Source organism: Floridaenema flaviceps BLCC-F50 (assembly GCF_041929275.2).
Taxonomy (GTDB): Bacteria; Cyanobacteriota; Cyanobacteriia; order Cyanobacteriales; family Aerosakkonemataceae; genus Floridanema; species Floridanema flaviceps.
On the sequence record NZ_JBHFNR020000002.1, the window covers coordinates 1,579,315 to 1,601,962 of the forward strand.

Annotated in this window: 20 protein-coding genes and 1 pseudogene; 11 read left to right on the forward strand and 10 right to left on the reverse strand. The window is 39.6% G+C overall.

From position 1 onward, the window contains the following. The first annotated feature begins 32 nt into the window (after nucleotides 1-32). From ACE1CI_RS27285 to ACE1CI_RS27295, 3 genes are all read left to right on the forward strand, one after another. Nucleotides 33-2,534, forward strand: a complete 2,502-nt coding sequence (locus ACE1CI_RS27285) for an ATP-binding protein (protein WP_413265827.1) — start codon at nucleotides 33-35, stop codon at nucleotides 2,532-2,534. Between the two features lie 187 nt (nucleotides 2,535-2,721). Continuing rightward, a complete protein-coding gene (locus tag ACE1CI_RS27290; protein WP_413265826.1) occupies nucleotides 2,722-5,289 on the forward strand; it encodes a pentapeptide repeat-containing protein in 2,568 nt (855 codons plus the stop codon). A gap of 244 nt (nucleotides 5,290-5,533) precedes the next feature. Then, nucleotides 5,534-5,803, forward strand: coding sequence for a hypothetical protein (locus tag ACE1CI_RS27295; RefSeq protein ID WP_413265825.1), 270 nt, complete (start codon nucleotides 5,534-5,536; stop codon nucleotides 5,801-5,803). Here the strand turns inward: ACE1CI_RS27295 and ACE1CI_RS27300 are convergent. Together ACE1CI_RS27300 and ACE1CI_RS27305 are read right to left on the reverse strand one after the other, a co-directional pair. Continuing rightward, nucleotides 5,775-6,206: pseudogene (locus ACE1CI_RS27300) on the reverse strand (Uma2 family endonuclease); the annotation flags it as partial. The gene ACE1CI_RS27295 and the pseudogene ACE1CI_RS27300 sit on opposite strands and share 29 nt — an antisense overlap. A 52-nt stretch (nucleotides 6,207-6,258) precedes the next feature. Then, the gene (locus tag ACE1CI_RS27305) at nucleotides 6,259-6,840 is read right to left on the reverse strand and encodes a hypothetical protein (RefSeq protein WP_413265824.1); all 582 of its coding nucleotides are present in this window, start codon (nucleotides 6,838-6,840) and stop codon (nucleotides 6,259-6,261) included. Between the two features lie 360 nt (nucleotides 6,841-7,200). Between ACE1CI_RS27305 and ACE1CI_RS27310 the strand changes: the two genes are divergently transcribed. After that, entirely contained in the window at nucleotides 7,201-8,088 is an 888-nt protein-coding gene (locus tag ACE1CI_RS27310; RefSeq protein ID WP_496615861.1) for a M48 family metalloprotease, read from the forward strand. A gap of 57 nt (nucleotides 8,089-8,145) precedes the next feature. On the opposite strand, the gene ACE1CI_RS27315 is transcribed toward ACE1CI_RS27310, so the two are convergent. After that, nucleotides 8,146-8,355, reverse strand: a complete 210-nt coding sequence (locus ACE1CI_RS27315; RefSeq protein WP_413265822.1) for a winged helix-turn-helix transcriptional regulator — start codon at nucleotides 8,353-8,355, stop codon at nucleotides 8,146-8,148. Between the two features lie 465 nt (nucleotides 8,356-8,820). Between ACE1CI_RS27315 and ftsH4 the strand changes: the two genes are divergently transcribed. Then, the gene (gene ftsH4, locus ACE1CI_RS27320; protein ID WP_413265821.1) at nucleotides 8,821-10,707 is read left to right on the forward strand and encodes an ATP-dependent zinc metalloprotease FtsH4; all 1,887 of its coding nucleotides are present in this window, start codon (nucleotides 8,821-8,823) and stop codon (nucleotides 10,705-10,707) included. Nucleotides 10,708-10,953: 246 nt separating this feature from the next. Here the strand turns inward: ftsH4 and ACE1CI_RS27325 are convergent, their stop codons facing one another. Further along, nucleotides 10,954-11,613: a class I SAM-dependent methyltransferase gene (locus tag ACE1CI_RS27325; RefSeq protein ID WP_413265820.1), complete on the reverse strand. Its 660-nt coding sequence runs from the start codon at nucleotides 11,611-11,613 to the stop codon at nucleotides 10,954-10,956. Nucleotides 11,614-11,914: 301 nt separating this feature from the next. On the opposite strand from ACE1CI_RS27325, the gene ACE1CI_RS27330 reads away from it, so the two are divergent. Then, complete coding sequence (locus ACE1CI_RS27330; protein WP_413265819.1) at nucleotides 11,915-12,310, forward strand: response regulator transcription factor; 396 nt, start codon at nucleotides 11,915-11,917, stop codon at nucleotides 12,308-12,310. 201 nt (nucleotides 12,311-12,511) lie between these two features. Then, on the forward strand, nucleotides 12,512-13,804 hold the full coding sequence (locus tag ACE1CI_RS27335) for an ATP-binding protein (protein ID WP_496615862.1): 1,293 nt from the start codon (nucleotides 12,512-12,514) through the stop codon (nucleotides 13,802-13,804). Between the two features lie 194 nt (nucleotides 13,805-13,998). Here the strand turns inward: ACE1CI_RS27335 and ACE1CI_RS27340 are convergent, their stop codons facing one another. The 4 genes from ACE1CI_RS27340 to ACE1CI_RS27355 all read right to left on the reverse strand — a co-directional run bounded on the left by ACE1CI_RS27340 (nucleotide 13,999) and on the right by ACE1CI_RS27355 (nucleotide 17,402). Next, nucleotides 13,999-14,250 carry a hypothetical protein gene (locus ACE1CI_RS27340; protein WP_413265817.1) on the reverse strand — a complete coding sequence of 84 codons (252 nt, stop codon included), beginning with the start codon at nucleotides 14,248-14,250 and terminating at the stop codon, nucleotides 13,999-14,001. 170 nt (nucleotides 14,251-14,420) lie between these two features. After that, nucleotides 14,421-14,609 carry a hypothetical protein gene (locus ACE1CI_RS27345; RefSeq protein WP_413265816.1) on the reverse strand — a complete coding sequence of 63 codons (189 nt, stop codon included), beginning with the start codon at nucleotides 14,607-14,609 and terminating at the stop codon, nucleotides 14,421-14,423. Between the two features lie 600 nt (nucleotides 14,610-15,209). Then, a complete protein-coding gene (locus tag ACE1CI_RS27350; RefSeq protein WP_413265341.1) occupies nucleotides 15,210-16,742 on the reverse strand; it encodes a mercuric reductase in 1,533 nt (510 codons plus the stop codon). Between the two features lie 12 nt (nucleotides 16,743-16,754). Continuing rightward, complete coding sequence (locus ACE1CI_RS27355) at nucleotides 16,755-17,402, reverse strand: TVP38/TMEM64 family protein (RefSeq protein WP_459564082.1); 648 nt, start codon at nucleotides 17,400-17,402, stop codon at nucleotides 16,755-16,757. Between the two features lie 127 nt (nucleotides 17,403-17,529). Between ACE1CI_RS27355 and ACE1CI_RS27360 the strand changes: the two genes are divergently transcribed. The 4 genes from ACE1CI_RS27360 (at nucleotide 17,530) to ACE1CI_RS27375 (ending at nucleotide 20,442) form a co-directional block, all read left to right on the forward strand. Further along, entirely contained in the window at nucleotides 17,530-17,802 is a 273-nt protein-coding gene (locus tag ACE1CI_RS27360) for a DUF1830 domain-containing protein (protein ID WP_413265343.1), read from the forward strand. A gap of 478 nt (nucleotides 17,803-18,280) precedes the next feature. After that, nucleotides 18,281-18,655, forward strand: a complete 375-nt coding sequence (locus ACE1CI_RS27365; protein WP_413265344.1) for a hypothetical protein — start codon at nucleotides 18,281-18,283, stop codon at nucleotides 18,653-18,655. 192 nt (nucleotides 18,656-18,847) lie between these two features. Then, nucleotides 18,848-19,618, forward strand: coding sequence for a hypothetical protein (locus ACE1CI_RS27370; protein ID WP_496615863.1), 771 nt, complete (start codon nucleotides 18,848-18,850; stop codon nucleotides 19,616-19,618). Nucleotides 19,619-19,689: 71 nt separating this feature from the next. After that, nucleotides 19,690-20,442, forward strand: coding sequence for a Uma2 family endonuclease (locus ACE1CI_RS27375; RefSeq protein ID WP_413265346.1), 753 nt, complete (start codon nucleotides 19,690-19,692; stop codon nucleotides 20,440-20,442). A 105-nt stretch (nucleotides 20,443-20,547) separates the two neighbouring features. Here ACE1CI_RS27375 and ACE1CI_RS27380 read toward each other — a convergent pair whose 3' ends face one another. Next, the gene (locus tag ACE1CI_RS27380) at nucleotides 20,548-21,108 is read right to left on the reverse strand and encodes a Uma2 family endonuclease (protein WP_413265347.1); all 561 of its coding nucleotides are present in this window, start codon (nucleotides 21,106-21,108) and stop codon (nucleotides 20,548-20,550) included. A 156-nt stretch (nucleotides 21,109-21,264) separates the two neighbouring features. Further along, nucleotides 21,265-22,431, reverse strand: a complete 1,167-nt coding sequence (locus ACE1CI_RS27385) for a pyridoxal phosphate-dependent aminotransferase (protein WP_413265348.1) — start codon at nucleotides 22,429-22,431, stop codon at nucleotides 21,265-21,267. Nucleotides 22,432-22,648 lie beyond the last annotated feature (217 nt).

The following is a 22,648-nucleotide window of genomic DNA, read 5'->3' on the forward strand; positions in this document are numbered from 1 at the left end:
TTTTTTTTCTATTTTAAGGAAAAATTACTAACATGACAACGAGCAAAATTATTATAGCTGAAGAAGCTGGTCTAACTAACTGTGAGAACGAACCAATTCACATTCCGGGTTCAATTCAGCCTCATGGCGTTATATTAGTATTACAAGAACCCGCTCTTACCATCTTACAAGCCAGTGAAAACACTCTGGAATTTTTGGGAATTAAAGCTGAAGCTTTGATTAGTAATAACTTGAGTATATTACTTGATGACTTACAACTTAACTGCCTCAAACAATGTTTATCTAATGAAGAAATCCAATCGTTTAATCCCATTAAATTATCTATAAAAACTAACAAAGAATCTGCCTATTTCGATGGGATAATTCATCGGGTAAATGGATTATTAATCCTAGAATTGGAAGTGGCAGCCTCTATAGAATATATGCCTTTTTTTAGTTTTTATCATTATATTAGAACAGCCGCTTCTAAAATTCAGGAATCACCTAATTTACAGCAACTATGCCAAAACATAGCTACAGAAGTGCGGCATCTTTCTGGTTTTGATAGAGTCATGGTATACAGATTTAGCCCCGAAGGTCATGGAGAAGTAATTGCCGAAGATAAACGAGAAGATTTAAACAGCTATTTAGGCTTAAACTACCCAGCTACAGATATTCCTAAACAAGCAAGAAAACTATATGCCTTAAATTGGATTAGATTAATTGCCAATGTTAACTATCAGCCAGTTGCGATTACACCTCTTAATAATCCTGTCACTGGTAATCCCATAGATTTGAGTTTTTCCGGGTTAAGAAGTGTCTCCCCATTACATATAGAATATCTGCAAAATATGGGGGTTGGTGCTTCAATGTCTATATCTTTAATGAAAGACCAAAAACTATGGGGGCTTGTCGCCTGTCATCATTATTCACCAAAATATATTAGTTATGAAGCTCGCACAGCTTGCAAATTTTTAGGACAAGTAATGTCCGTGGAACTCTCCTCAAAAGCTGATAGCGAAAATTACGATTATCAAATTAAACTAAAATCCCTGATTTCTAGATTTATTGAATATATGTCCAGGGAAAAAAATGTAATAGACGGATTACTCAAACACTATCCTAATTTATTAGAATTAGTCAGCGCCGAAGGAGCCGCAGTTTGTTTAGATCGGGAATGTAGAATCATTGGTAAAACCCCATCATTAAGCGAACTTAAAAGCTTAATTGAGTGGATAGGTAATAACTTTAAGCAAGATGTTTTTTATACAGATTCCTTGGCAAAACTTTATCCAGAAGCAGAAAAATATAAGGATGTGGCTAGCGGCTTAATTGGAATTTCCCTTTCCCAAACACAGAATCATTATGTTTTATGTTTCCGACCTGAAGTTGTGCAAACAGTGAATTGGGCAGGTAATCCTTATGAACCAGCAGAAATCACTAAAATTATGGAAGATGGCAGCTTACGTCTTTCGCCTCGTAAATCCTTTGAATTGTGGAAAGAAATCGTTAAATTTAAATCATTACCTTGGAAAGAATGCGAAATAGAAGCTGTACATGAACTGAGAAATGCCATCATTAAAATTGTCCTGCGCCAAGCAGATGAACTGGCTAAATTAAATGCAGCTTTGCAAGAATCGGAAGCCAGAGAACGAGAAAAAGCCGCTCAATTAGAACAAGCACTTAAAGAACTTCAGCGTACCCAAACTCAGTTAGTGCAAAGCGAAAAAATGTCAGCTTTGGGACAAATGGTAGCTGGTATTGCCCACGAAATTAACAACCCAATTAACTTTATTTACGGTAATTTAAGTCATGCTGATGAATATACACAAGACTTGCTAGACCTGCTGAATTTATATCAAAAATGTTTCCCGGCACCTGGAGATGAAATTACCGAAAAGGCAGAACAAGTAGAATTAGATTTTTTGGTGGAAGACTTGCCGAAACTTTTGGCTTCTATGAAACTGGGAGCCGAACGGATTCGGGAAATTGTTTTAGCACTGCGGAACTTCTCCCGACTTGATGAAAGTGAAATGAAATTTGTAGACATTCATGAAGGAATAGATAGCACACTGTTAATCTTGAGTAATCGCTTAAAATGCAGCCCCAATCGTACCGGGATTGACGTAATCAAACAATATGGCAAATTACCCAAAGTAGAGTGTTATGCTGGTCAACTAAATCAAGTATTTATGAATATTTTAGCTAATGCCATTGACGCTCTAGAAGAGGGAATCGAAAACCGCTCATCAGTTAATTGGGGAAAAGAGGATTCTAAATATTTATCACCTACGATCGAAATTCACACCGAAGTAGTATACAATAATTATGTAAGGATTAGCATCAAGGATAACGGCCCTGGTATTCCCGAAGAAACCCAACGCCGATTGTTTGATCCATTTTTTACTACTAAAATTGTGGGCAAAGGTACAGGCATCGGGTTAGCAATTAGCTATGCAGTTGTAGTGGAAAAACACCAAGGTAAACTCACCTGTATTTCTACTCCGGGAAAGGGAGCAGAATTTATCATTGAGATTCCTATAAAAGCGTCTTAGTATCACTTCTATTTAGCCAGTCCCTCGAAAATTAGGATCAAACTATGGCATATTGGTAATGATGAGTATGTAAATTGATAGGGATATTATTTTACCGAAAGAGTGATATAATTCTTCCGGGTCATCTGCGAGTAAAAATGGTAGTTGACAAACAAGCCATTTTTCTAAGTTGTTCAGGAGCTTAAAAATGGGGATAAATAACAAAGAATTAGAGAGAAAAAAAGCAGCAGAAATAAAAGATTTCCTCAATGAAAGTGGGGACATTTCCGAACTAGAAAACGTTTTAATAAGTTTAGATGAGAGCTTTAGTATCGTAGCTGCCTTTGAAGATTCAGTTCAACAAGAGTACGAATTAATTAAAGAAGCTAAAAGACTTGATATCCCAGTAGAAAGCTATCGGCGGATGTTTGAAACGTATCAGAGCAATAGCTCCGCGAAAACTTTTAATTCTCCTTTGCTCAAACCTATCAAATTTTTTGACCAACGCTTGGGAGATATAGTCAAATGGTGTGAAAATCTCTCAATCTACAGCTTAGCCACTGTGATTGGTCAATTTACCCTTTTGGCAGCAATGGGAGCTTACTTTCTCGAAGGGCCCCAGCGACAGCAGCAAGCAATTAGTGCAGCCAGGGCAGAAATTCGCGCTCAAAATGATGTGGAATATTCGCAATCTCGAATTGATGCCATCCAGAGCCTCAATCAAATGTGTGAAAGTCTCTTAGGTGAACAACTTGCCAAGGCAAATCTGGAAGGTATTGAGATCAATAAGTGCTATAAGTTTGACTTGGGGCAAGTATCCCTTGCCCAATGGCCGCCTCAGTTGTTTAAGTATGAAGGATTTAACCTTTCTCAGAGCAATCTAGCAGGCGCGAATTTAAAGGGAGCGAATTTAGCAGGCATAAATCTAGAAGGCTCGAACTTAGAAGGCGTGAATTTAGCAGGCGCGAACCTTAAAGGAGCTAATTTAAAGGGAGCAAACCTCAAGGGGGCAAATCTGCGAATGGCTAACTTAGAGGGAGCAAATTTAGAGTCAGCTAACCTCGATGGTAGCTTCATGAGTCGCATCAATCTTCAGGATGCTAATTTAACCAGAGCCTCGATCGTTCATTCTGGGATGCTCTGGTCAAATTTGGCGGGTGCGAAATTGATTCAAACTAATCTGCAAAACAGCAACTTGAGTCGGGCGAACTTACAAGGAGCTATTCTTTACAAAGCAAAATTGGACGGAGCGTTACTTCGCTATGCGGATTTGCGAAATGGAACCATCATGATTGGAGCCGATCTGGAAGGGGCTGACCTGAAGCGAGCTAAGTTTTGGTCAGCAGATCAATTAAGAAGAGCCTACAATTGGGAAAAAGCGATCAAAGACCAAAATTGGGAAGCGAAAATTGCTAATTCCGGGATTGATAGTTATAAAATAGGATTCCTGCTCCCTAATGACGCTTCATTTCATAAATTGTATCAACAAGGAATTGAGAAGTTTGCTAAAGAACATCAAAATGTTGAAGTTATACCCCTGAAAGTAGCAGATAATCCCCAAGGTGAAGCCGAAGGGATTCGGCAATTACTCGCTCAAGATGTTGATGCGATCGTCTTAAGACCACGAGATCCGCAAAAATCTACCACTGCTATTCTGACAGCTTATATCGCTGGTGTTGTGCCGATTACTATCGGCGATTGCCTATCTTCAGAAGCAAAAAATGTGGTGTTTGCTTGTTATGAAAGTGATTCTTACAAAATGGGTTACGACATTAGTCAATATATGGGAAATTGGGCAAAAAAAGAGTTACCAGGTCAAGCAGTCAATATCGGATTTGTGGATGGTGCAGATTCTACTCGCCTGTTTCCTTATTTGCAGGGTTTTTTAGCAGGAATAAAAAATACGGGTATTCGTTGGAACTACACGGCATCAACCAATGCCACAACTGCAGAAGAAGTCAAGACAATGCTGAGGGATAACCCTAATATTAATGTGTTGTGGGGAGCCAATGAATTAAGGACCAGATTGGCAATTCAGGCGGTTAAGGAATTAGGTTTGAGTCAAAAAGTTAAGGTCTTTGGCATTGTTCCCTTAACTCGCGATTTTGCCAATCAACTTCTTAATCCCAAGGAACCTTTACAATCTATTGTCGATGAATCGCACAGTGCTGAGGGTTATCAAGCAGCTGCTCACGCGATCGCAGTCATTGAAGGCAAGGTTTCCAGAGTATATCAATATCAATCCTTCCCCTATCGCTTATTCACCCAATCTGACCAGAAACCTGTTAAGCAGTTGCTTGATACTACCCTCGATCTGGATCGCAATAATCTTAAACCACCGCTCCTACTCAAGGATCTACCTCCGCAGATTCCCTCACAGATTCTCTCTAGTTTAGACTTCACCAAAGCGTTAATACTGCCAGCAATTACTGACAAGGAAACCCTCGTTCAATTACAAAAGCAACTGCAAACAGAAATTTCCCAAACTTGGCAAACCTTAATCAATTCTAAAGCCAATTCCACAGTAACGAATTTAACTGATGATTTAGTTTATCGAGTGCTAGTGAATAAAAATGGAATTGTCATGTCCTACGAACCCCTGAATGAAGTATCAAGGAGTTTGGCAGCAACAACTCCTCTAGCTAAGTTATTACCAGAACAGACAAATAATCAACCTAACAACACAGATGTTCAGCCTGTCGCTGAACTTAAAGTTGTCTTCTCGCCCAAAGGGACAGTAGAGGTTAAATGGGGACAAACTTTTGTGCCTGAGTAATAATTAAGGGAACGGGGAAGCAGGGGAGAGGATTTTCAGGCTTTCCCAAAATTTCCCAAATCAGGTTAATTTGTGTTTAAAGCGATCGCTAATCTATCACCGAGAGTCACTCTTTTAGCTTTAGTTGGATGCAACACAAACTCCAAAACTCACCCCGACTTAACAACTATACCTAGCGAAAAAATGTGCTGTTGATACTTGATTTTTTTGCCAAAATTTATAATGTAGGCAAGGAGAATCAGCAATGGCGATAAAGCTGTGGAAATTTTTGACAACCGATGTTAGAGATTTGAACTGGGGACAACTTACCGAGGGAACTAAGACTGGCGCTGAAGCAGCCAAAGCTGTTTCCGATTTGGCGAAAGCCTTTAAGGAGCAAAAATCAAATATTAATGCTCAAACTCTTAAGCCGAATATTATTAAGGATATGGTAGCGATCGTATTTCCTACGCTTTTCCCTCTTTTTCCGCAAGCCCTATTTAACTGTATACCCAAAATTTTCCCGGTTTACTAACTTCTCCAGAATAAGATAAAGGTGTGCGATCGCGCTCTGGAGAACCATCCCCACTAGCAAATTCCAGCGCAATTAATGGTGCCATAAATTCTCGCCACAGCACATAAGAACGCCGAATTTCACCATTTACTAAAGGTGGAACATTAGGCACATAAAACCAATCAGGTGCTTCTGCTCCTTTTTCGGGAGGCTCAGTTTCTCGCCAATAAATACCACAATCTTGTCCGATCGCATATTGTCCATCAGGATGAAGTCGTTGTAAAATAAGGCCCAATGAATCTGTCAGAATAATGCTCTGGGGATGTTCTTGAAAATTTTTCACAAATGTCCCATCTTCTTCCGGTAATTGAGTGTGGTCGGGAAAAGGCGGAGGTAGTTCGAGATTAGTAAATATTTCAGTCATATATCAGTTGGGGACTGGGGACTGGGGACTGGGAATTAATTAAGAGATTTAATTAAGTTGGTAAGTCTAGTTTTTCCGTTGTTGTGGCTTTTTCTGCTGCTTTTTCGATCGCAGCTTTTTCGATCGCAGCTTTTTCTAAGGCTGCGGTTGTTAATGCTTCATCTAAAGTTTTTCTGGCGGCTTCGGCTTCGGCTATTGATTCGCGAAATTGAATGTTAACTTGAGCAAAGTTTTTCAGGGATTTTAAGCCTTCTTTGATTTGTTGAATTTGGTCTACTGTCACTTCTCCTGCAAATAATAAATCAATTTGCGATCGCGCTTCTTGCGCCGCTGGACGTAACTCCTCGACTCTTTGGCGTAAGCTGGCAAATTGCGTTAAAACTTGCACCGCTTGCACTACCCCAGAATCTTCACCTGTACTTTCTTTTAAATTGACATTTCCCTCAGCTTTACCATCTTTAATCAGTATTAACTGATCCGGCCCAAAACCATCTTTTAAATCTATGTTTAATTCTCCTGAATCCATTAATTCTAGTAATTGTTCTATAGCTGATTCTCGATTTTTCTTTGTGTCATTTTTACCCGGCACTGTTAAAATTACTGTTGGATCTTCTGCTAAAGTATATTGCGGCATATTTAATCTCCCTCTGGCGCTCTATCACTCAAAACATCTATGGTTATTTACTTTTATTATTATACTAAATAATGGCAATAATAAACTATTTTTTTTGAACCACGAAGGCACGAAGAGCGCGAAGAGAAGAGAAAGAAGATGCAGGGTCTAAGTAACCGGAATTGGCGATAAATATGGTTAAATTGGGAATTGAATCAGCTTATTCAAAGGAATTATACAACACAACATTAGCTTTTACTGTAGTATCTGTCATCAGGGATAGAGGGCTTTCTTTCATCAGATAGAGACATTGTACCTAGCAAATCTGAGAACTTTATAACAATTGGAATAAAAATTATAAAACCTAGTGCAACTTTGATTATGCGGGGAATCAATCAAATTAAAACAGCAGCTTTGCTGGGATTACTTAGTGGTTTATTAGTTTTAGCTGGCTATTATCTTGTCGGTAATGAACAGGGACTTTATTTAGGTTTAGCTTTTGCAGCATTCACTAGTTTTAGTTCTTGGTATTATTCCGATCGCGCTGCGTTAATGGCGTATCAAGCACAGCCACTCGCCCGCGAACAAGCGCCCGAACTCTATGATTTGGTAGCTTCTTTGTCAGCTAAGGCAGAAATTCCCATGCCGAAGCTGTTTTTTGTACCAACTAAATCTCCTAACGCCTTCGCCACAGGCAGAGATCCCGAACACGCAGCAATAGCAGTTACTCAAGGAATTGTCGATCTGCTTTCTAAAGAAGAATTAGCAGGTGTGATTGCTCACGAACTGACTCATGTTCGGAATCGGGATACCTTGACTCAAGCTGTGGCAGGAACGATCGCAGGTGCAATCACTTTTTTAGGCAGAATTCTCACTTTTGGCGCTTTATATTATCCTGCCACTCGTGACGATCGTCGGGGCGGAAATCCTCTAGCAGTATTGTTTCTGATCATCCTAGCCCCTTTAGCCGCTGCCATAATTCAAATGGCGATTTCCCGTACTCGTGAATACGCAGCGGATTTAGGCTCGGCACAAATTACCGGGAATCCCCAAGCACTTGCCCAAACCTTAGAAAAACTGGAAGAAATCGGCAAACAGATTCCCATGAACGGTAATCCAGCCATGTCTCCTCTTCTGATTATTAACCCCCTCTCAGGAGAAGGTTTACAGTCACTTTTCCGCACTCACCCCCCTACTGCAGAACGGATTCGCCGTCTTTTAGAAATCGCCAAACAGCAGCAAGAAGTAGCTACTCCAGTTACCGCTTAATCTTTCAGATCCTCTCAGATCCCCGACTTCTTCAAGAAGTCGGGGATCTAAAAAGCTTTAAAACTCCACCTTGTCTTTGGTAGCAAAGTAACGGTGCTTATTCGCATTTTGGTCATCTGCTTCGGAATAAATTAAGCCCAAGCTTTCTAGCTTTTGCAGATGTTCCCTTGTGTTTGTTCGGGAGAGTTGGGCGATCGCCATAATCTCTCTTGTAGTCAAACCAGGATGCTCAATGATAGCGTTCAGTATTTTATCGCGGGTCTTCATGATTACCAACTCAAACAGTCGCCTCCTTGTAATGACGATCGTGAGTAAAAATTGTCCAATACTTTGACATAAAAAAATCAGAGAACTTTTAGTACGAGTAAACAGTATTAGAGCTAACCGACTTTAGTCCCAACAGTCCAACCTTCAATCTCCATCTACAAGAGTATGTCTTCTAAATTCTCTGAGTTACAACCTTAATCAGGATTTCCCCGTACTTCTTCCATTATCAGAACTAGAGGAAACGAAGATTGAGTAAGAAAGCCGCCCATAGCTATGGGGGTTTTCCGCAAAGATGATCACCCTTCCCTAAATATACCTAACTGTTAAGCTTGTAACAGTTAGATAAATAAATTGCTCAGTTGCAGGGCATTAGCCCCAGAGTTGAGTCACGTTAACTCAATTTGAGTAGCTGGCTGCTAAACATTAGGTTATGCGACAGTTCGCATCAAAGGAGTATCAAGATTAATGGCAATTAAAGACCAGCCTCAACCTCCTCGTTCTCGCCAGATAGGGAATATTTTATTGCTAATTTCTGGCATATTCCTACTGGTGAACTTGTTCTTACCGAATTTGTTTAGCCCTTCAGTGCCACGAGTACCTTATAGCTTGTTTATCGATCAAGTGCAAGATGGGAAAGTGGCGCGAGTTTCTGTTGGACAAGACGAAATTCGCTATCAGCTGAAACCGGAAGCCGATCAGCCAGGACAAGTTTTAGTTTTACAGACGACTCCCATTTTTGACTTAGAATTGCCAAAACGGTTGGAGGAAAAAGGGGTTGAGTTTGCTGCTGCCCCTCCACCGAAGAATGGCTGGTTTACTAGTCTGTTAGGGTGGGTGATACCTCCACTAATTTTTGTTGCGATTTGGCAGTTTTTCATTAGTCGTGGTGGTGGGCCTCAAGGTGCGCTTTCGATCGGTAAGAGTAAAGCTAAAGTCTATGTGGAAGGCGAGTCAGCTAAAATCACTTTTGCTGATGTCGCTGGTGTAGAAGAAGCTAAGACTGAGTTAGTCGAAATTGTCGATTTCCTAAAAAATCCCGGTCGTTTTCGCCAAATTGGGGCAAGAATTCCCAGAGGCGTGCTCTTAGTAGGGCCTCCGGGAACGGGTAAAACTTTATTAGCTAAAGCTGTGGCTGGCGAAGCAGGCGTACCATTCTTTAGCATTTCTGGTTCCGAGTTCGTGGAACTGTTTGTCGGTGTAGGTTCGGCAAGGGTAAGAGATTTATTTGAACAAGCGAAAAAGCAAGCTCCCTGTATCATCTTTATTGATGAGTTGGATGCGATCGGAAAATCTCGCAGCAGTGGCGGTTTCTACGGCGGTAACGATGAACGGGAACAAACTCTTAACCAGTTACTTACCGAAATGGACGGTTTTGCCGCAGGTGACGCAACGGTAATTGTTTTGGCTGCGACTAACCGCCCAGAAAGTTTAGACCCAGCTTTGTTACGTCCGGGACGTTTCGATCGTCAAGTTTTAGTCGATCGTCCTGACTTGTCCGGTCGGCAAGAAATCCTTAATATCCACGCCCAAAAGGTAAAATTAGGGCCTGATGTTAACTTGAAGGCGATCGCCACTCGTACCCCCGGTTTTGCTGGCGCAGATTTGGCAAACTTAGTCAATGAAGCGGCTTTGTTAGCGGCGCGAAATAAACGGGACGCTGTGGCGCAAGAGGATTTTAATGAAGCGATCGAACGGGTGGTTGCAGGTTTAGAAAAGAAAAGCCGTGTCCTCAACGATAAGGAAAAGAAAATTGTCGCTTATCACGAAGTTGGTCACGCTTTAGTCGGTTATCTAATGCCTGGTAGCGGTAAGGTTGAGAAAATCTCGATCGTCCCTCGTGGTATGGCAGCTTTGGGTTACACTCTCAAACTGCCCACAGAAGACCGCTTTTTAATGGATGAAGCCGAACTGCGGGGCGAAATTGCGACCCTCTTGGGTGGACGCGCCGCTGAAGAAATCATTTTTGGCAGCATTACCACTGGCGCTTCCAATGATTTACAACGGGCAACAGATTTAGCCGAACGCATGGTCACATCCTACGGCATGAGCAAGGTTTTAGGGCCTTTGGCTTACGACAAAAATCAGCAATCGTTCCTGGGGAATGCTGATATGATGAATCCTCGACGCATGGTTTCTGATGAAACTGCTCAGGCGATCGATCAAGAAGTCAAAGACATCGTAGAATCTGCCCACCAGCAAGCTTTACATATTCTCAAGGAAAATCGCGATTTGCTCGAAACTATCTCGATGAAACTTTTGGATACAGAAGTGATTGAAGGTGAAGATTTACACGAATTACTCGGTAAAGTTAAATCTGTCGATCGAGCTTTGTCCATGCCTAGCATTGACTAGTGTAAGAAGGCAGAAGGCAAAAGCAAAGAAGGCTAACTCAAAGCTTTTTCACTTGTTTTTAAATGAAATCTATAGCTATTTCTGCCACGCTGCACTAGGTAAATTTTAATATCTTTAAAAACCGAGTTTCCTTGGGAAATTCGGTTTGGAACGCACCCCAACTAAATCGGAGATTTTAGTTGGGGATTTTTTCGCTTCTAGTTACTACAAATTGATATGCGGAATATGGGAACAATTTTTTGGGCTTCATACTCGACCTGAAAACAGTGCGGCACAGCCCACTACTTCAACAAAGACATCTCTAAACCGCTGCTTAAGCGATCGCTTTAAGCCCTCAAGGTCGTCACTTTGGTTTGAAAAAATCCCTTTTTTGTTGTATACATCCATCAGACGCTTCGCCAACCAATTCCGCCGAACACCGCCCTGTAATAGAGTTGAACCAAAAAGAACTGCGTTGGGGTTCATCAAAGCTTTGAGATGATCGAAGACTACCGACTTAGACTCAATGGAGCCGGGAATGCAGTGGAGCAGATAGTTAATGCTCACTGAATCGAACTGTTCTGCATCTAAGGAAATAGGTTCTAAAACATTTCGGCAATAAGTGTCGGGCTTGTATCGGACAATGCGTTGGGAGGAAAACTCCAATGTATTGGAGTTGAGATCCATTAATGCAATGCGCGGTGTGGGCGAAGGAAACTGGCATCGATCCAGGAAGTAACCCGTGCCTACTCCAACATCTAGATGATTCGCTGTAACATAGTTGTTATAGTGGTTTAAGAGTTGTTGAGTCGGACACTTCCAAATAAAGTGGCTGGAAACACCAAGCACAACGAAGTCATAAATGGGGAGAGTCTGCTTGGTGTAAACAGCCTGCCCAGCTTTTACTTGCTCAGTTGTAACACTCATAATTACTTTCCTATTTTTTTATAGTTAGCGTTTCAAAGTCAGGCAATAAGTCCCGAACCATCACTGTATTGATTATTTAACCAATCTATCAGTCAAATATCCTCTAAAAGTAAAAAGTTTAATAATAACTTTATAAAGTTAGCTGAATAGCAGATTTCATTCTTTAGATAGAAGTTTTGAGTGTTTTTAATTTCTATGCTTAAAGATAGAAATTAAAATTGATTTCCATAACTTGTGAACTGCTACAGAAACAATTTAAATTACTTAGCAGAGTGATGTACTTTCGTCAAGATAATAGAGGATGCCACACATTTTATTAGTTGATGATGAAGAAGCTTTGCGAGAAAGTCTCACGTACACCTTACAAAAAGAAGGTTACATGGTGACGACTGCGGGTGATGGAATGACGGCGCTTAAACAATTTCATAAACAAGTACCAGATATTATTTTATTAGATTTAATGTTGCCAGGAATAGATGGTATGGAAGTATGCTGGCGACTCAGAGCATTTTCTGATGTTCCGATAGTTATGCTCACAGCTAAAGACCAAGATATTGAGAAAATTTGGGGTTTAGAAGCAGGTGCAGATGATTATATTACCAAGCCATTTAGCACTGGCGAATTGTTAGCTAGAATTAAAGCTGTTCTCCGTCGTCGTAGAGATGAGAAAAAAGCAGATACTACCGAAGCAATTTAAAACCTCATCGAAATCAAAACTAACTTTTTAAAGAAATCCCAATCCCCAGTCCCCAGTACCCAAAACCCAGGAGGTGCATAGCTAATTCGTATTAAATGGAATTCAATTCACACAAAGTTATTTACTACTTATTTAGCACTTACTGCTTTAGGTACATCAGTTTTAGCAAGTTACATTTTGTTTTCTTTTCAAGCTTATTTTATGAAAACCAGGCAATCTGATTTAGATGGCTGGACAACTGCTCTTAGTGAAACTGTGGCTGACTCATTAGAAAAACAGAATGTAGAACGGGTAGACATAATTGTAAAACGTTATGGTGCACCAGATTCAATTACGCTACGGATTTTTGATCCTAAAGGTCGGTTATTAACAACTTCTGCGCCTGATGTTGACAAAAGAATAACTAATTGGTTAGCGGTTCCGGGAGTTAAAGAAGCGCTGCAAAATAAAGCTGTTCAAGGCAAAGCAAAAGGTCTTTTATCTAATGACGATCGCTTGTACATTGCTAAACCTATAATTCGCAATGGTCGGTTATTAGGTGTGTTGCGAATGTCAATTACTCTTGAGCAGTTCCAGCGTCAGTTTCAAAGATTAATTTTGTCAGTTTTTATAACATTAATTGTTACTGTATTACTCTGTGCTTTTATCAGTGAATGTTTGACTCGGAGCATTGCTAGACCGATCCAATCAATGTGTAATTTTGCTGTGCGAATGGGTGGGGGTAATTTTGGTGATAAATTAAATATTCGTCAAGATGATGAGTTAGGACAATTAGCTTCTGAATTAAATCGAATGAGTGAAAGATTAGCTTCGCTGGATAGTGAAAGACGGTCTTTTTTAGCTAATGTTTCTCATGAATTGCGAACTCCGGTGAGTAATGTTTTTGTGACTTTGGAAGCTTTAGCAAGTGGCGCAGATGAAGAACCAGAAATACGCGATCGCTTTATTAGCACTGCACAAGAAGAGGTGAAACGTTTATCTCGATTAATTCACGATTTGCTAGATTTAGGCAGATTAGAAGCAGGGGTGACTCAACTAGAAAATAAAGATTTCCGCTTAAAGTCTTTAGTTGAACGTGCTGCTAGAGCAGTAGAATTACGATTGCAATCTGGTAATGTGGAAATTAAGTTAGATGTACCTGATGTGAAAGTTAATGGCGATCCTGAAAGACTTTTACAAGCTTTTTTAAATATTTTAGATAATGCGATTAAGTATTCAGTGGCTAACTCGGAAGTTTCGATTATTGGACAGATAGAAAACAACAAAGTTATCCTAAAAATTAGTGACCAAGGAGTAGGTATTAACGAAAGCGATATGCCACATATTTTTGAACAATTTTATACAACCGATCGCTCTCGTTCCGGTAATGGCACAGGTTTAGGTTTAGCGATCGCCAAGCGAATTGTCGAAGCACACAATGGTAATATTACCGCTAGCAGCACTCCCGGTAAAGGAGCAACTTTTACTATTGAGTTACCGATTAATAAAGATTAGGAATTCATGAATAACCAAAATTAGGATCGTTATTCAGCTAATACCTGAGTAGCAATTAGTTAATCAATTGCATACACTCTGTTAGGAAATTTGCGTAAAGAATTTATCTACTCTATAAAAAGACGATCGCTCTAATTCTGGAAACAGAGCGATCGCTGCCACTCTCATCAAAACCATGTCATTCCTAGCAACGACTAATTTAAAGTGCCAATTGCATCTCCACGATAGTAAGTAGTACCACGATAGGTGAGCTTTTGGGTTGTTACTGGTTCGATCGCTGGAGAACCTGCGGGGAAATATTTATTACCTCGATAAGAAAGTTGAATATTGTTTTGGGGTGATGAAATTGTAGGGAAATATTTAGCACCGCGATAACAAAGCCGGGTATTATTTTGTAATAATAAAGATGTATCAGAATAGCTAACACTCAGATTTACGAATTGCATAGCGGTTCCTCCAAAAAGCATTTGCTGTTTTTGAATGATTTATTGATACAATTGAAGAACGAAAGTTACATGGTTAGCGCGGCAGAAATAACTATTACAGTTAAAAGCAAGTAAAAAAGCTTTGTTGTTAGTCTTCTTTCCTTCTGCCCGTTGTTTTCTGTCTGATTGCACTAGATTGCTAGAGACATTTGATAGCGCCAGTTAATAGCACGAGGTTTTACATATTTAATACTTTCTGAAGTGGGTTCATAAGTTTCACCTGCTACTTGATAGCGCCAATTTAAAGCGCGAGGTTTGACATAAGCTTTAGGAGCAGCGGGAGTGTAATTGTAGGTATGACCGCGATAAATTAGTTGCATAATTTGTTTCCCCTTTGTTTTGGTTTTCTCTGGTGCTGACACTTTTAATAATGCCGCCTTTGCTGGGATAAATTAGTGATAAAAAACGGTAAAATTTGTGATTTTTTTCGGTTTTTTCTTTGATATAAATCATATTTTTATTTGATGCAAATCAACAACATGAGTGATTCAATTAAAGCTGTTTCGTGACCTAGATAATCAGGATGATTGACTAAGATCACTTTTGAGACTTGTTTCACCTGCGGAAGTCTTATGGGCAATTAAGTAGGTGTAAATAAATACAAGTGATAATAGTTATTTAAGGATGGGGCAGGCAGGATGCCCACCCCACAAGAGTTGCAGCTTTCTTGTGGGGTGGGCATCCTGCCTGACGAGAGTTTTCACTTTATTTATATCTACCTACTTAAAATGGTGGAGTACGATCGACAGATAAAACAGGAAGTCGTTAGGACTTAAGCACTGCAACGGCAGCACAAGGGTTTTTTCGTTCCCAGATCCTCGTTCCTCGTTCCCAGGTTCAACCAGGGAACGAGGATCTGGGAGGTTCTACCTCCCTTGCTGCAAGATCTGAGTTATGGGTAATCAAAAGGACATCATTCCTCACGATCTACCCCAAGCTAACCAAGCAGTAAATAATTTTTTGACAAATGGTGTCAAACGAGTGCGATTATATGCGTCTGCTGCTTTGCGAATTGCTTCCGCTTGAGTGGGGTAAGGATAAATTACCGAAGCAATTTTTCCTAATCCAATATTGTTAACCATTGCTAAAGTAATTTGGCTAATCATGTCTCCGGCATGACGCGCTACAATGGTTGCGCCTAAGATTTTATCGCTACCTTTTTTGACGTGAATTTTTACAAATCCGGTTTCTTCTCCATCAGCAATTGCGCGATCGACTTGACTTAAAGGAATAAAAAATGTGTCTACATTAATGCCTTGTTCCTTTGCTTCTGATTCATACATTCCCACATGAGCAATTTCTGGATCTGTATAAGTACACCAAGGCATAGTGAGTGCGCTTAATTTCTTTGTGCCTAAAAACAGGGAATTTTGAATCACTATTCTCGCAGCAGCATCAGCAGCATGAGTAAATTTCCATTTCATGCAAATATCACCTGCGGCGTAAATGTTAGGATTAGTTGTTTGTAAGTTATCATTAACGAAAACGCCTTTTTTGTCATCATATTCAACGCCAACAGTTTCTAAATTTAATCCTTCTACATTTGGTTTTCTCCCCACACCAAGCAGAATTTGATCGACTGTGACAGAGTTTTCTTTACCTTGAGATTCGTAGTAAATAACTTTTTCGCCATTCTGCTGTTCTACTCGATTAACTTTTGAATTCAAAATTAAATTAATGCCTTCTTGGATAAATACCTTTTGGACAATTTCTGCTGCGTCTGCGTCTTCGCGATCGAGAATATGTTCATTGTTATGCAACAAAATTACTTGACAACCCAAACGTTGAAAAGTTTGTGCTAATTCACAACCAATTGGCCCCCCACCAATTACTGCTAACCGTTGCGGTTTTTCAGTCAGGTTAAATACAGTTTCATTGGTGAGATAGCCAGCTTCTTGTAACCCAGGAATATCGAGATTTGTTGCTCTAGCACCTGTAGCAATTACAGCTTTTTTAAAGTGCAAAGTTTGACCAGCAACTTCAATGGAATTGTTGCCAGAAAAATGACCTTCACCCAAAAAAACATCAACCCCGAATTCATTTTTAAACCGCTCTGCTGAATCATGATGACTGATATCAGATCTGATTTTTCGCATCCGTTCCATGACTGCGGCAAAATCAACTTCTGTACCATCAGGAACGTACACACCAAATTGTTGAGACTGAGAAATATCAGCAACAATGCGAGCAGAACGAATTATGGTTTTTGAAGGTACACAACCAACATTTAAACAGTCTCCCCCCATTAAATTTTTCTCAATTAAAGCTACTTTTGCGCCTAAACCTCCGGCACCTCCGGCAACAACTAATCCCGCTGTTCCCGCACCAATTACAACTAAGTTATAACGCTCTGCTGGTTGAGGATTTACCCAATTTTGGGGATGTACTTGAGACACTAATTTTTGATTATATACATCCATTGGGGAAAGAGTTAATTTTTCGGTTTGAGACATGGAATTTTCTCCTTACTGAACACTCTCTTGGAGAGCTTTTTTGGCAATGTGAGTCATATAAATTGTGACGGCAACTGTGGCAATAAAACCAACTATCCGAATTATCCATTGAGCGGTTTCTGCTTGAGAATTTGTTGGTATATTTCCGGCACCAATCATGGCAATGTTACCTGCTAAGGAACCAATATAAACATACATAATTGTTCCTGGTATCATACCAATAGATCCTAGAATATAGTCGGTTAAGGAAACTTTTGTAATCCCCAAGGCATAGTTTAAAAGGTTGAAGGGAAAGACTGGCGAAAGGCGAGTTAGTAAGACTATTTTGAAACCTTCTTTGGCAACGGCATTATCAATAGCTTGAAATTTAGGATTATCGGCAATTTTTTTCGCTACCCAATCACGAGTTAAATATCTGCCGATGAGAAAGGCAAAAGTAGCTCCCATAGTTGCGGAAATAAATACATAGATTGAACCCCAAAATACACCAAAAATGACACCTCCTCCCAAGGTCAGGAGAGAACCTGGTATAAATAGTATGGTGGCGAGATTGTATATTAGGATAAATGCGATCGCTCCCCAAGCGCCAAGTTGATCGATCCAAGTTAACGCATTATTGACAATTTCTTGCATATTCATTGATTCCCTCAACGCAACAATTTAAGAGAGTGGGCTGCTATTATAATAATCTAGCAAAATTAAATTTTTATAAAATCCTTATGTTTATATAGTATAATTTTTTATGAAGATACTTTAAAAGATGATTTTTTAATTCAGGTGTTTTTTCATGATTAGTTCATCCAGTTTCACAGAAGATAACTTTAGTTCAATAGAACTTTCTTTATGCCATTATAAAAATGTCTCTAGCAAGTTACAAATTTTGCGAATAGGGAATGTTCCTAACTGGTATTTTGAGAAAGTGGTTTTTCCCGGAGAAGCTTTGCTATTTGAAGCACCGCTCCAAGGTATGCTAGAAGTTCATACCAGCGCTAAAGTAACTACAATTTTGGCAGATACGATTAACTGCGATCGCTTGCAGGTAATGGATTTAAGTGTTTAAATCAGCCAAAAATCTACTGACATAGCTTGAGCGAAGTAATTCCTTAAGCAAAATAGTTGCAAAGCTGGGGCAGTTTTGATAAGTTTATCAATTAAACTAATTACCTGCCCTGAATTTAACCGCAGATAGATGTAATATTTGGAAATCTATAAAATTAGATATGCCTGGTGATATGCAGACTAAACTATTGCTGCCAATTGCTGTGTATGAATAAGTCATTATTATTAGAATTCCTTCGGAGAACAACAAATCTACACTTCTTACTTAATCCTTAAGACAGGTGAAAAAGAGCCAAAATTTTTGTTAAACAGATAATGGGTTTCAAAATAATAATATTTTTTGGGGAGACTGGATTAAGTTTGGCATTACTAGGTGCCCAGTTTAAACATTCTCCAAAAAAAGAGTAGGATAAAATAATTCCTGGGATCATCCTTAAAGGAAATTTTTGTGTAAACTTTTAGTAACAGAGGTAAACAAAATGTCAATTGAAAGCTCCCTTAATTTTTCTACTTCAGAACCGATGCTGTCAGCTATAACTGAGGTAAAACCAATTCAATCGATTAAATCGGAACCTTATGTAAATAGACCGAACTTACCCGATATTTCTGCTGCTTCATTATATATAATTCCCACTACTTTTTTTACCTTTTGGTTGATGTACCTGATTATCTCTACGGATTTGTTAAAGTTCGCCAAACATAAGATTTCCATAATGAAAAATTTGGAGCAAGTTCCTTGTAAAAATTGTCGTTACTTTACAAACAATCCTTATTTGCGATGTGCTGTAAATCCTGCTATTGCTCTAACTTCACAAGCTATTAATTGTTCTGATTATTGCCCAATGAATAAATAAAATGACAATGCAAAATTACACTTTTGCTATTTTGTCTCAAGGATATGCGATTCGCTTTACGCTTAGCCTGTGCGTAGTACTTATCCCATAGCTTGTACGTAATGCGATCGCATCTTCTCCTTTAATATAAGATCAAAAAGTGTTCGATAGCAATTAACCCTAATTAATCATTATTTAATTATTTTTCCTATTATGGAAAATAAAAAATTGTGTCAGTCCCCCTTAATTCAGATCGCTGTTTTAGCCCTTGGATTTTGGTTATGCAGCAGTAGTCCGGCAATGGCGAATAGTTGGCCTCCGATGGCAATCGGGTTATTGCAAATTCCCTTAATCACAGGAATCGTCACCTACGGCTTTAGCTTAATTGCCATTGTGATATTGGAAGCTATCATCTTCTCTCAAAAAGAAGCTGTGTCATTGAGTAAAGCAATTGTTTATACCGCTTTGGCTAATTTCTGCTCTTTGATGATGGGTGTAATCATTATCATTGGTATTTCCGGGCTGCCCTACGGTGCAACTTGGCTCCCATTAGGGATTGGGTACAGTATATTGCTATTGTTTTCCACCCAGACATTTCCAATCACACAAAATCTATCTCTAGCCATTGAGGGGTGGATATTTAATTTATTCGCTTGGGGAATAATCTGGTTCTGTGGGTTATTTTGCAGTGTCTTTTTATTAATTACAGTCGGGGCAATCAATCCAGACGTTACCGCTGGGAAACCTTTCCCTGATTGGGATGTACCCTTCTATATCAACATCGTGCAACTGCTAGGTGTGGTTGGATTTATGGGCTTAGGTTTTGCTATGAGCATAGTTAGCGAAGCATTTTGTCTGACCAAATTATTGAAAAATTCTTCTAAGCAAATTAAAAGAACAATTTTGATTATGAATGTACGTTCATACGCTTACATTGCTCTGCCCATTACAATCGTAATGAAGCTAAAGGAGCGAATATTGTGATAAATCTAACTTATCAATAACTCTTCATTGAAGACAGAAACTCTGGCAAAAATTAACTAAAAGTACCGTTTATGTCAACCCTACTCAACCAAACCAAATCACCCCCAGGCATGGTAATTTCTTGGGAAGCTTTACCCGAAGATTTTCAGTTAGAGGATGAACCAGTGGATAATACCGGACAACCGCTTTTAGCAGGTGCTTTAAGGGAAAGTTTAGAACTCATAGGTTTCATTCAACCACAGATGTTAATCGCTTCTAACTTTGGTCTTTGTGCCACAATAAACGAGCAATTTGTCGCTAAAGCACCAGATTGGTTATATGTGGCTTCAGTCAAAGAAGTTTTACCAGAACGCAAAAGTTATACACCCAATTTAGAAGGGGAAGTACCAGCCATAGTCATTGAATTTTTATCAGATAAAGATGGTACTGAGTATTCTGTGAAACGCACCTATCCCCCTGGAAAATGGTTTTTTTACGAACAGATTTTGCAAATTCCCATTTACGTTATCTTTGCTCCAGATGGCGGGTTATTAGAATATTATGGGTTAGAAAATCGGCGTTATGAATTGCAAAACCCAGATGAAAATGGTCGTCATTGGATTGAAGCAATGGGATTATTTTTAGGAACTTGGCAAGGAACAAAAGAAGGAAGAACTGGGTATTGGTTAAGGTGGTGGGATAGAGATGGTAATTTGTTACCTTGGGCAGTAGAAAAAATTGAACAGGAACGCCAACTGGCTGAACAGGAACGTCAGGAAAAAGAAAGGTTGATGGCTTATTTGCGATCGCAGGGTATCGATCCCAATAATTTGCCTGGTATTTAACAATAATAGGACTTACGCACTCTCTGCCTGAAACCTAGATCCCCCCTAGCCCCCCTTACCAAGGGGGGAAGTTCTCGGATCATAGTCTAACTTTCCCTATTTCAGTTACCCCAATACTTCATCCACACTTAAAAGCACATCAGAAAAACTCAACGACGAAACATTTTCACCTCTTCTAAATTGGCGAATTTCTGCATAACTATTCGCCAAAGGTTGACGATAAACTTCAATCAATTCTTCTGCTAAACTTACTATCCAAACTTCCACAATACCCGCTGCTGCATAAAGAGGATTTTTCACCTCTCTGTCATATTCAATAGTTGTATCAGATACTTCAATTATTAGTAAAACTTCCTGTGGTTGGGGATGTCTTTGAGAGTAAAAATCTGCACGAGGTATCAGCAAAGCGATATCAGGTTGCGGTTCCGTTCTTTCACTTAATCTTACTGGATCTTGAACAGATAATATAGCACGATCGCCTAACCTGACTGAAAAAATCCTATTCAAGCGCTTTACACAACCTGAATGAGGACTACCTATTGGCGACATTTTAATAATTTCTCCTGCAATCAATTCTACTCGGTCATCTTCACTTAAAATACCAGCCTCAGCCATTCGATAATATTCATCAACTGTAAATAACCTTTTTTGCAACTGAACAGACATGATGGTTTCCTCAAATTTTATAAATAAGTTTGTTGTTCCCACTTCAGTGGGAATAGCGCCCAAGCGCAACAACGTACCTTTATTTTAAAATAAAAAAAACAGATAAACGTTTATCTGCGTTTATCTGCGTTTATCTGCGGTTTAAAAACCCCGAAGTTAAATTAGCGATCGCACAAATTTATCCAACCGATCCATGCCTTTATTAATCGTATCTAAATCGGTAGCGTAAGATAAACGAATGCAATCATCTGCACCGAAAGCAACACCGGGAATCGCTGCAACTTGGTAAGATTCTAAGAACTTATCGCAGAATTCTAAAGACGCTAATCCGGTTTTGCTGACATCAATAAATAGATAGAAAGCACCATCAGGTTTGGGACAAGTTAAACCAGAAATTGTGCTGACTCTTTCTAACATTACTTGACGACGTTTGGCGAAAGCTTGGCGCATTTCTTCCACACAATCTTGGGGACTGGTTAAAGCTGCGATCGCACCATATTGAGCAAAAGTGCAAACATTAGAAGTACTATGACCTTGTACTTTACTACAAGCTTTAATCGCCTCTAATGGCCCTGCTAAATATCCAATTCGCCAACCAGTCATTGAGTAAGCTTTGGCAAAACCATTACTAATAAATGTGCGTTGGAAAATTTCTGGCCCAAAAGCACCAATGCTTACTTGTTGAGCATCATCGTAAATGATTTTTTCGTAAATCTCATCGGAAACAACGTAAATATCTTTTTCTACCACCACCTTTGCTAACGCTTCAATTTCGGCGGGAGTGTAAACAACTCCTGTAGGATTAGAAGGAGAATTCAACACAAACAATTTTGTTTTTGGTGTGATTGCGGCTCCCAGTTCTTCTGGAGTAATTTTATATTGGTTTTTCCCATCAGTTTGGACAATTACAGGTACACCACCTGCCAATTTCACCATTTCAGGATAGCTTAACCAATAGGGAGCGGGAATAATTACTTCATCTCCTGGATCAATTAAAGCTAACATCAAATTGAACAGAGAATGTTTACCGCCATTAGTAACAATTACATTCTCCGGTTTGTAATCTAATCCATTATCTGTTTTTAGCTTATTTGCGATCGCTTCTCTGAGCTTAGGTTCCCCTGCTTCCGGGCCATATTTCGTCTTACCAGCATCCAAAGCTTGCTTCGCAGCAGCTTTAATGTGCTCTGGCGTGTCAAAATCTGGTTCACCAGCGCTGAAACTACAAACATCTATTCCCTCAGCCTTCATTGCCTTAGCTTTGGCGGAAATAGCTAACGTGATCGAAGGCGTAACTTGACTAACTCGTGCTGCCAACTGCATGATTAATCGTTTCCATTGCGGCAATTTTCTAGTTTCTCAGACTAACTCACGATCGCTCTTTTGATTTGTGATCTTTTTACCTTTTTGCATTGGAAAGGCAGAAGGCAGAGGGCAGAAGGCAGAAGGAAAAGAAGGTTAAAGGGTAAAGCGTAAAGGTTAAAGGGTAAAATTTCTCCCCATCCCCCCATCCCCCCATCTCCCTATCTCCCTATCTCCC

Bases quoted from the DNA above. Each gene is read 5' to 3' on its own strand.
- ACE1CI_RS27285 (WP_413265827.1), top strand. From the start codon at position 33: ATGACAACGAGCAAAATTATTATAGCTGAAGAAGCTGGTCTAACTAAC.
- ACE1CI_RS27325 (WP_413265820.1), bottom strand. From the start codon at position 11,613: ATGAGTGTTACAACTGAGCAAGTAAAAGCTGGGCAGGCTGTTTACACC.
- ACE1CI_RS27310 (WP_496615861.1), top strand. From the start codon at position 7,201: ATGCGGGGAATCAATCAAATTAAAACAGCAGCTTTGCTGGGATTACTT.
- ftsH4 (WP_413265821.1), top strand. From the start codon at position 8,821: ATGGCAATTAAAGACCAGCCTCAACCTCCTCGTTCTCGCCAGATAGGG.
- ACE1CI_RS27370 (WP_496615863.1), top strand. From the start codon at position 18,848: ATGGAAAATAAAAAATTGTGTCAGTCCCCCTTAATTCAGATCGCTGTT.
- ACE1CI_RS27360 (WP_413265343.1), top strand. From the start codon at position 17,530: ATGATTAGTTCATCCAGTTTCACAGAAGATAACTTTAGTTCAATAGAA.
- ACE1CI_RS27295 (WP_413265825.1), top strand. From the start codon at position 5,534: ATGGCGATAAAGCTGTGGAAATTTTTGACAACCGATGTTAGAGATTTG.
- ACE1CI_RS27340 (WP_413265817.1), bottom strand. From the start codon at position 14,250: ATGCAATTCGTAAATCTGAGTGTTAGCTATTCTGATACATCTTTATTA.
- ACE1CI_RS27350 (WP_413265341.1), bottom strand. From the start codon at position 16,742: ATGTCTCAAACCGAAAAATTAACTCTTTCCCCAATGGATGTATATAAT.
- ACE1CI_RS27375 (WP_413265346.1), top strand. From the start codon at position 19,690: ATGTCAACCCTACTCAACCAAACCAAATCACCCCCAGGCATGGTAATT.
- ACE1CI_RS27345 (WP_413265816.1), bottom strand. From the start codon at position 14,609: ATGCAACTAATTTATCGCGGTCATACCTACAATTACACTCCCGCTGCT.
- ACE1CI_RS27305 (WP_413265824.1), bottom strand. From the start codon at position 6,840: ATGCCGCAATATACTTTAGCAGAAGATCCAACAGTAATTTTAACAGTG.
- ACE1CI_RS27385 (WP_413265348.1), bottom strand. From the start codon at position 22,431: ATGCAGTTGGCAGCACGAGTTAGTCAAGTTACGCCTTCGATCACGTTA.
- ACE1CI_RS27330 (WP_413265819.1), top strand. From the start codon at position 11,915: ATGCCACACATTTTATTAGTTGATGATGAAGAAGCTTTGCGAGAAAGT.
- ACE1CI_RS27365 (WP_413265344.1), top strand. From the start codon at position 18,281: ATGTCAATTGAAAGCTCCCTTAATTTTTCTACTTCAGAACCGATGCTG.
- ACE1CI_RS27380 (WP_413265347.1), bottom strand. From the start codon at position 21,108: ATGTCTGTTCAGTTGCAAAAAAGGTTATTTACAGTTGATGAATATTAT.
- ACE1CI_RS27290 (WP_413265826.1), top strand. From the start codon at position 2,722: ATGGGGATAAATAACAAAGAATTAGAGAGAAAAAAAGCAGCAGAAATA.
- ACE1CI_RS27315 (WP_413265822.1), bottom strand. From the start codon at position 8,355: ATGAAGACCCGCGATAAAATACTGAACGCTATCATTGAGCATCCTGGT.
- ACE1CI_RS27335 (WP_496615862.1), top strand. From the start codon at position 12,512: ATGAAAACCAGGCAATCTGATTTAGATGGCTGGACAACTGCTCTTAGT.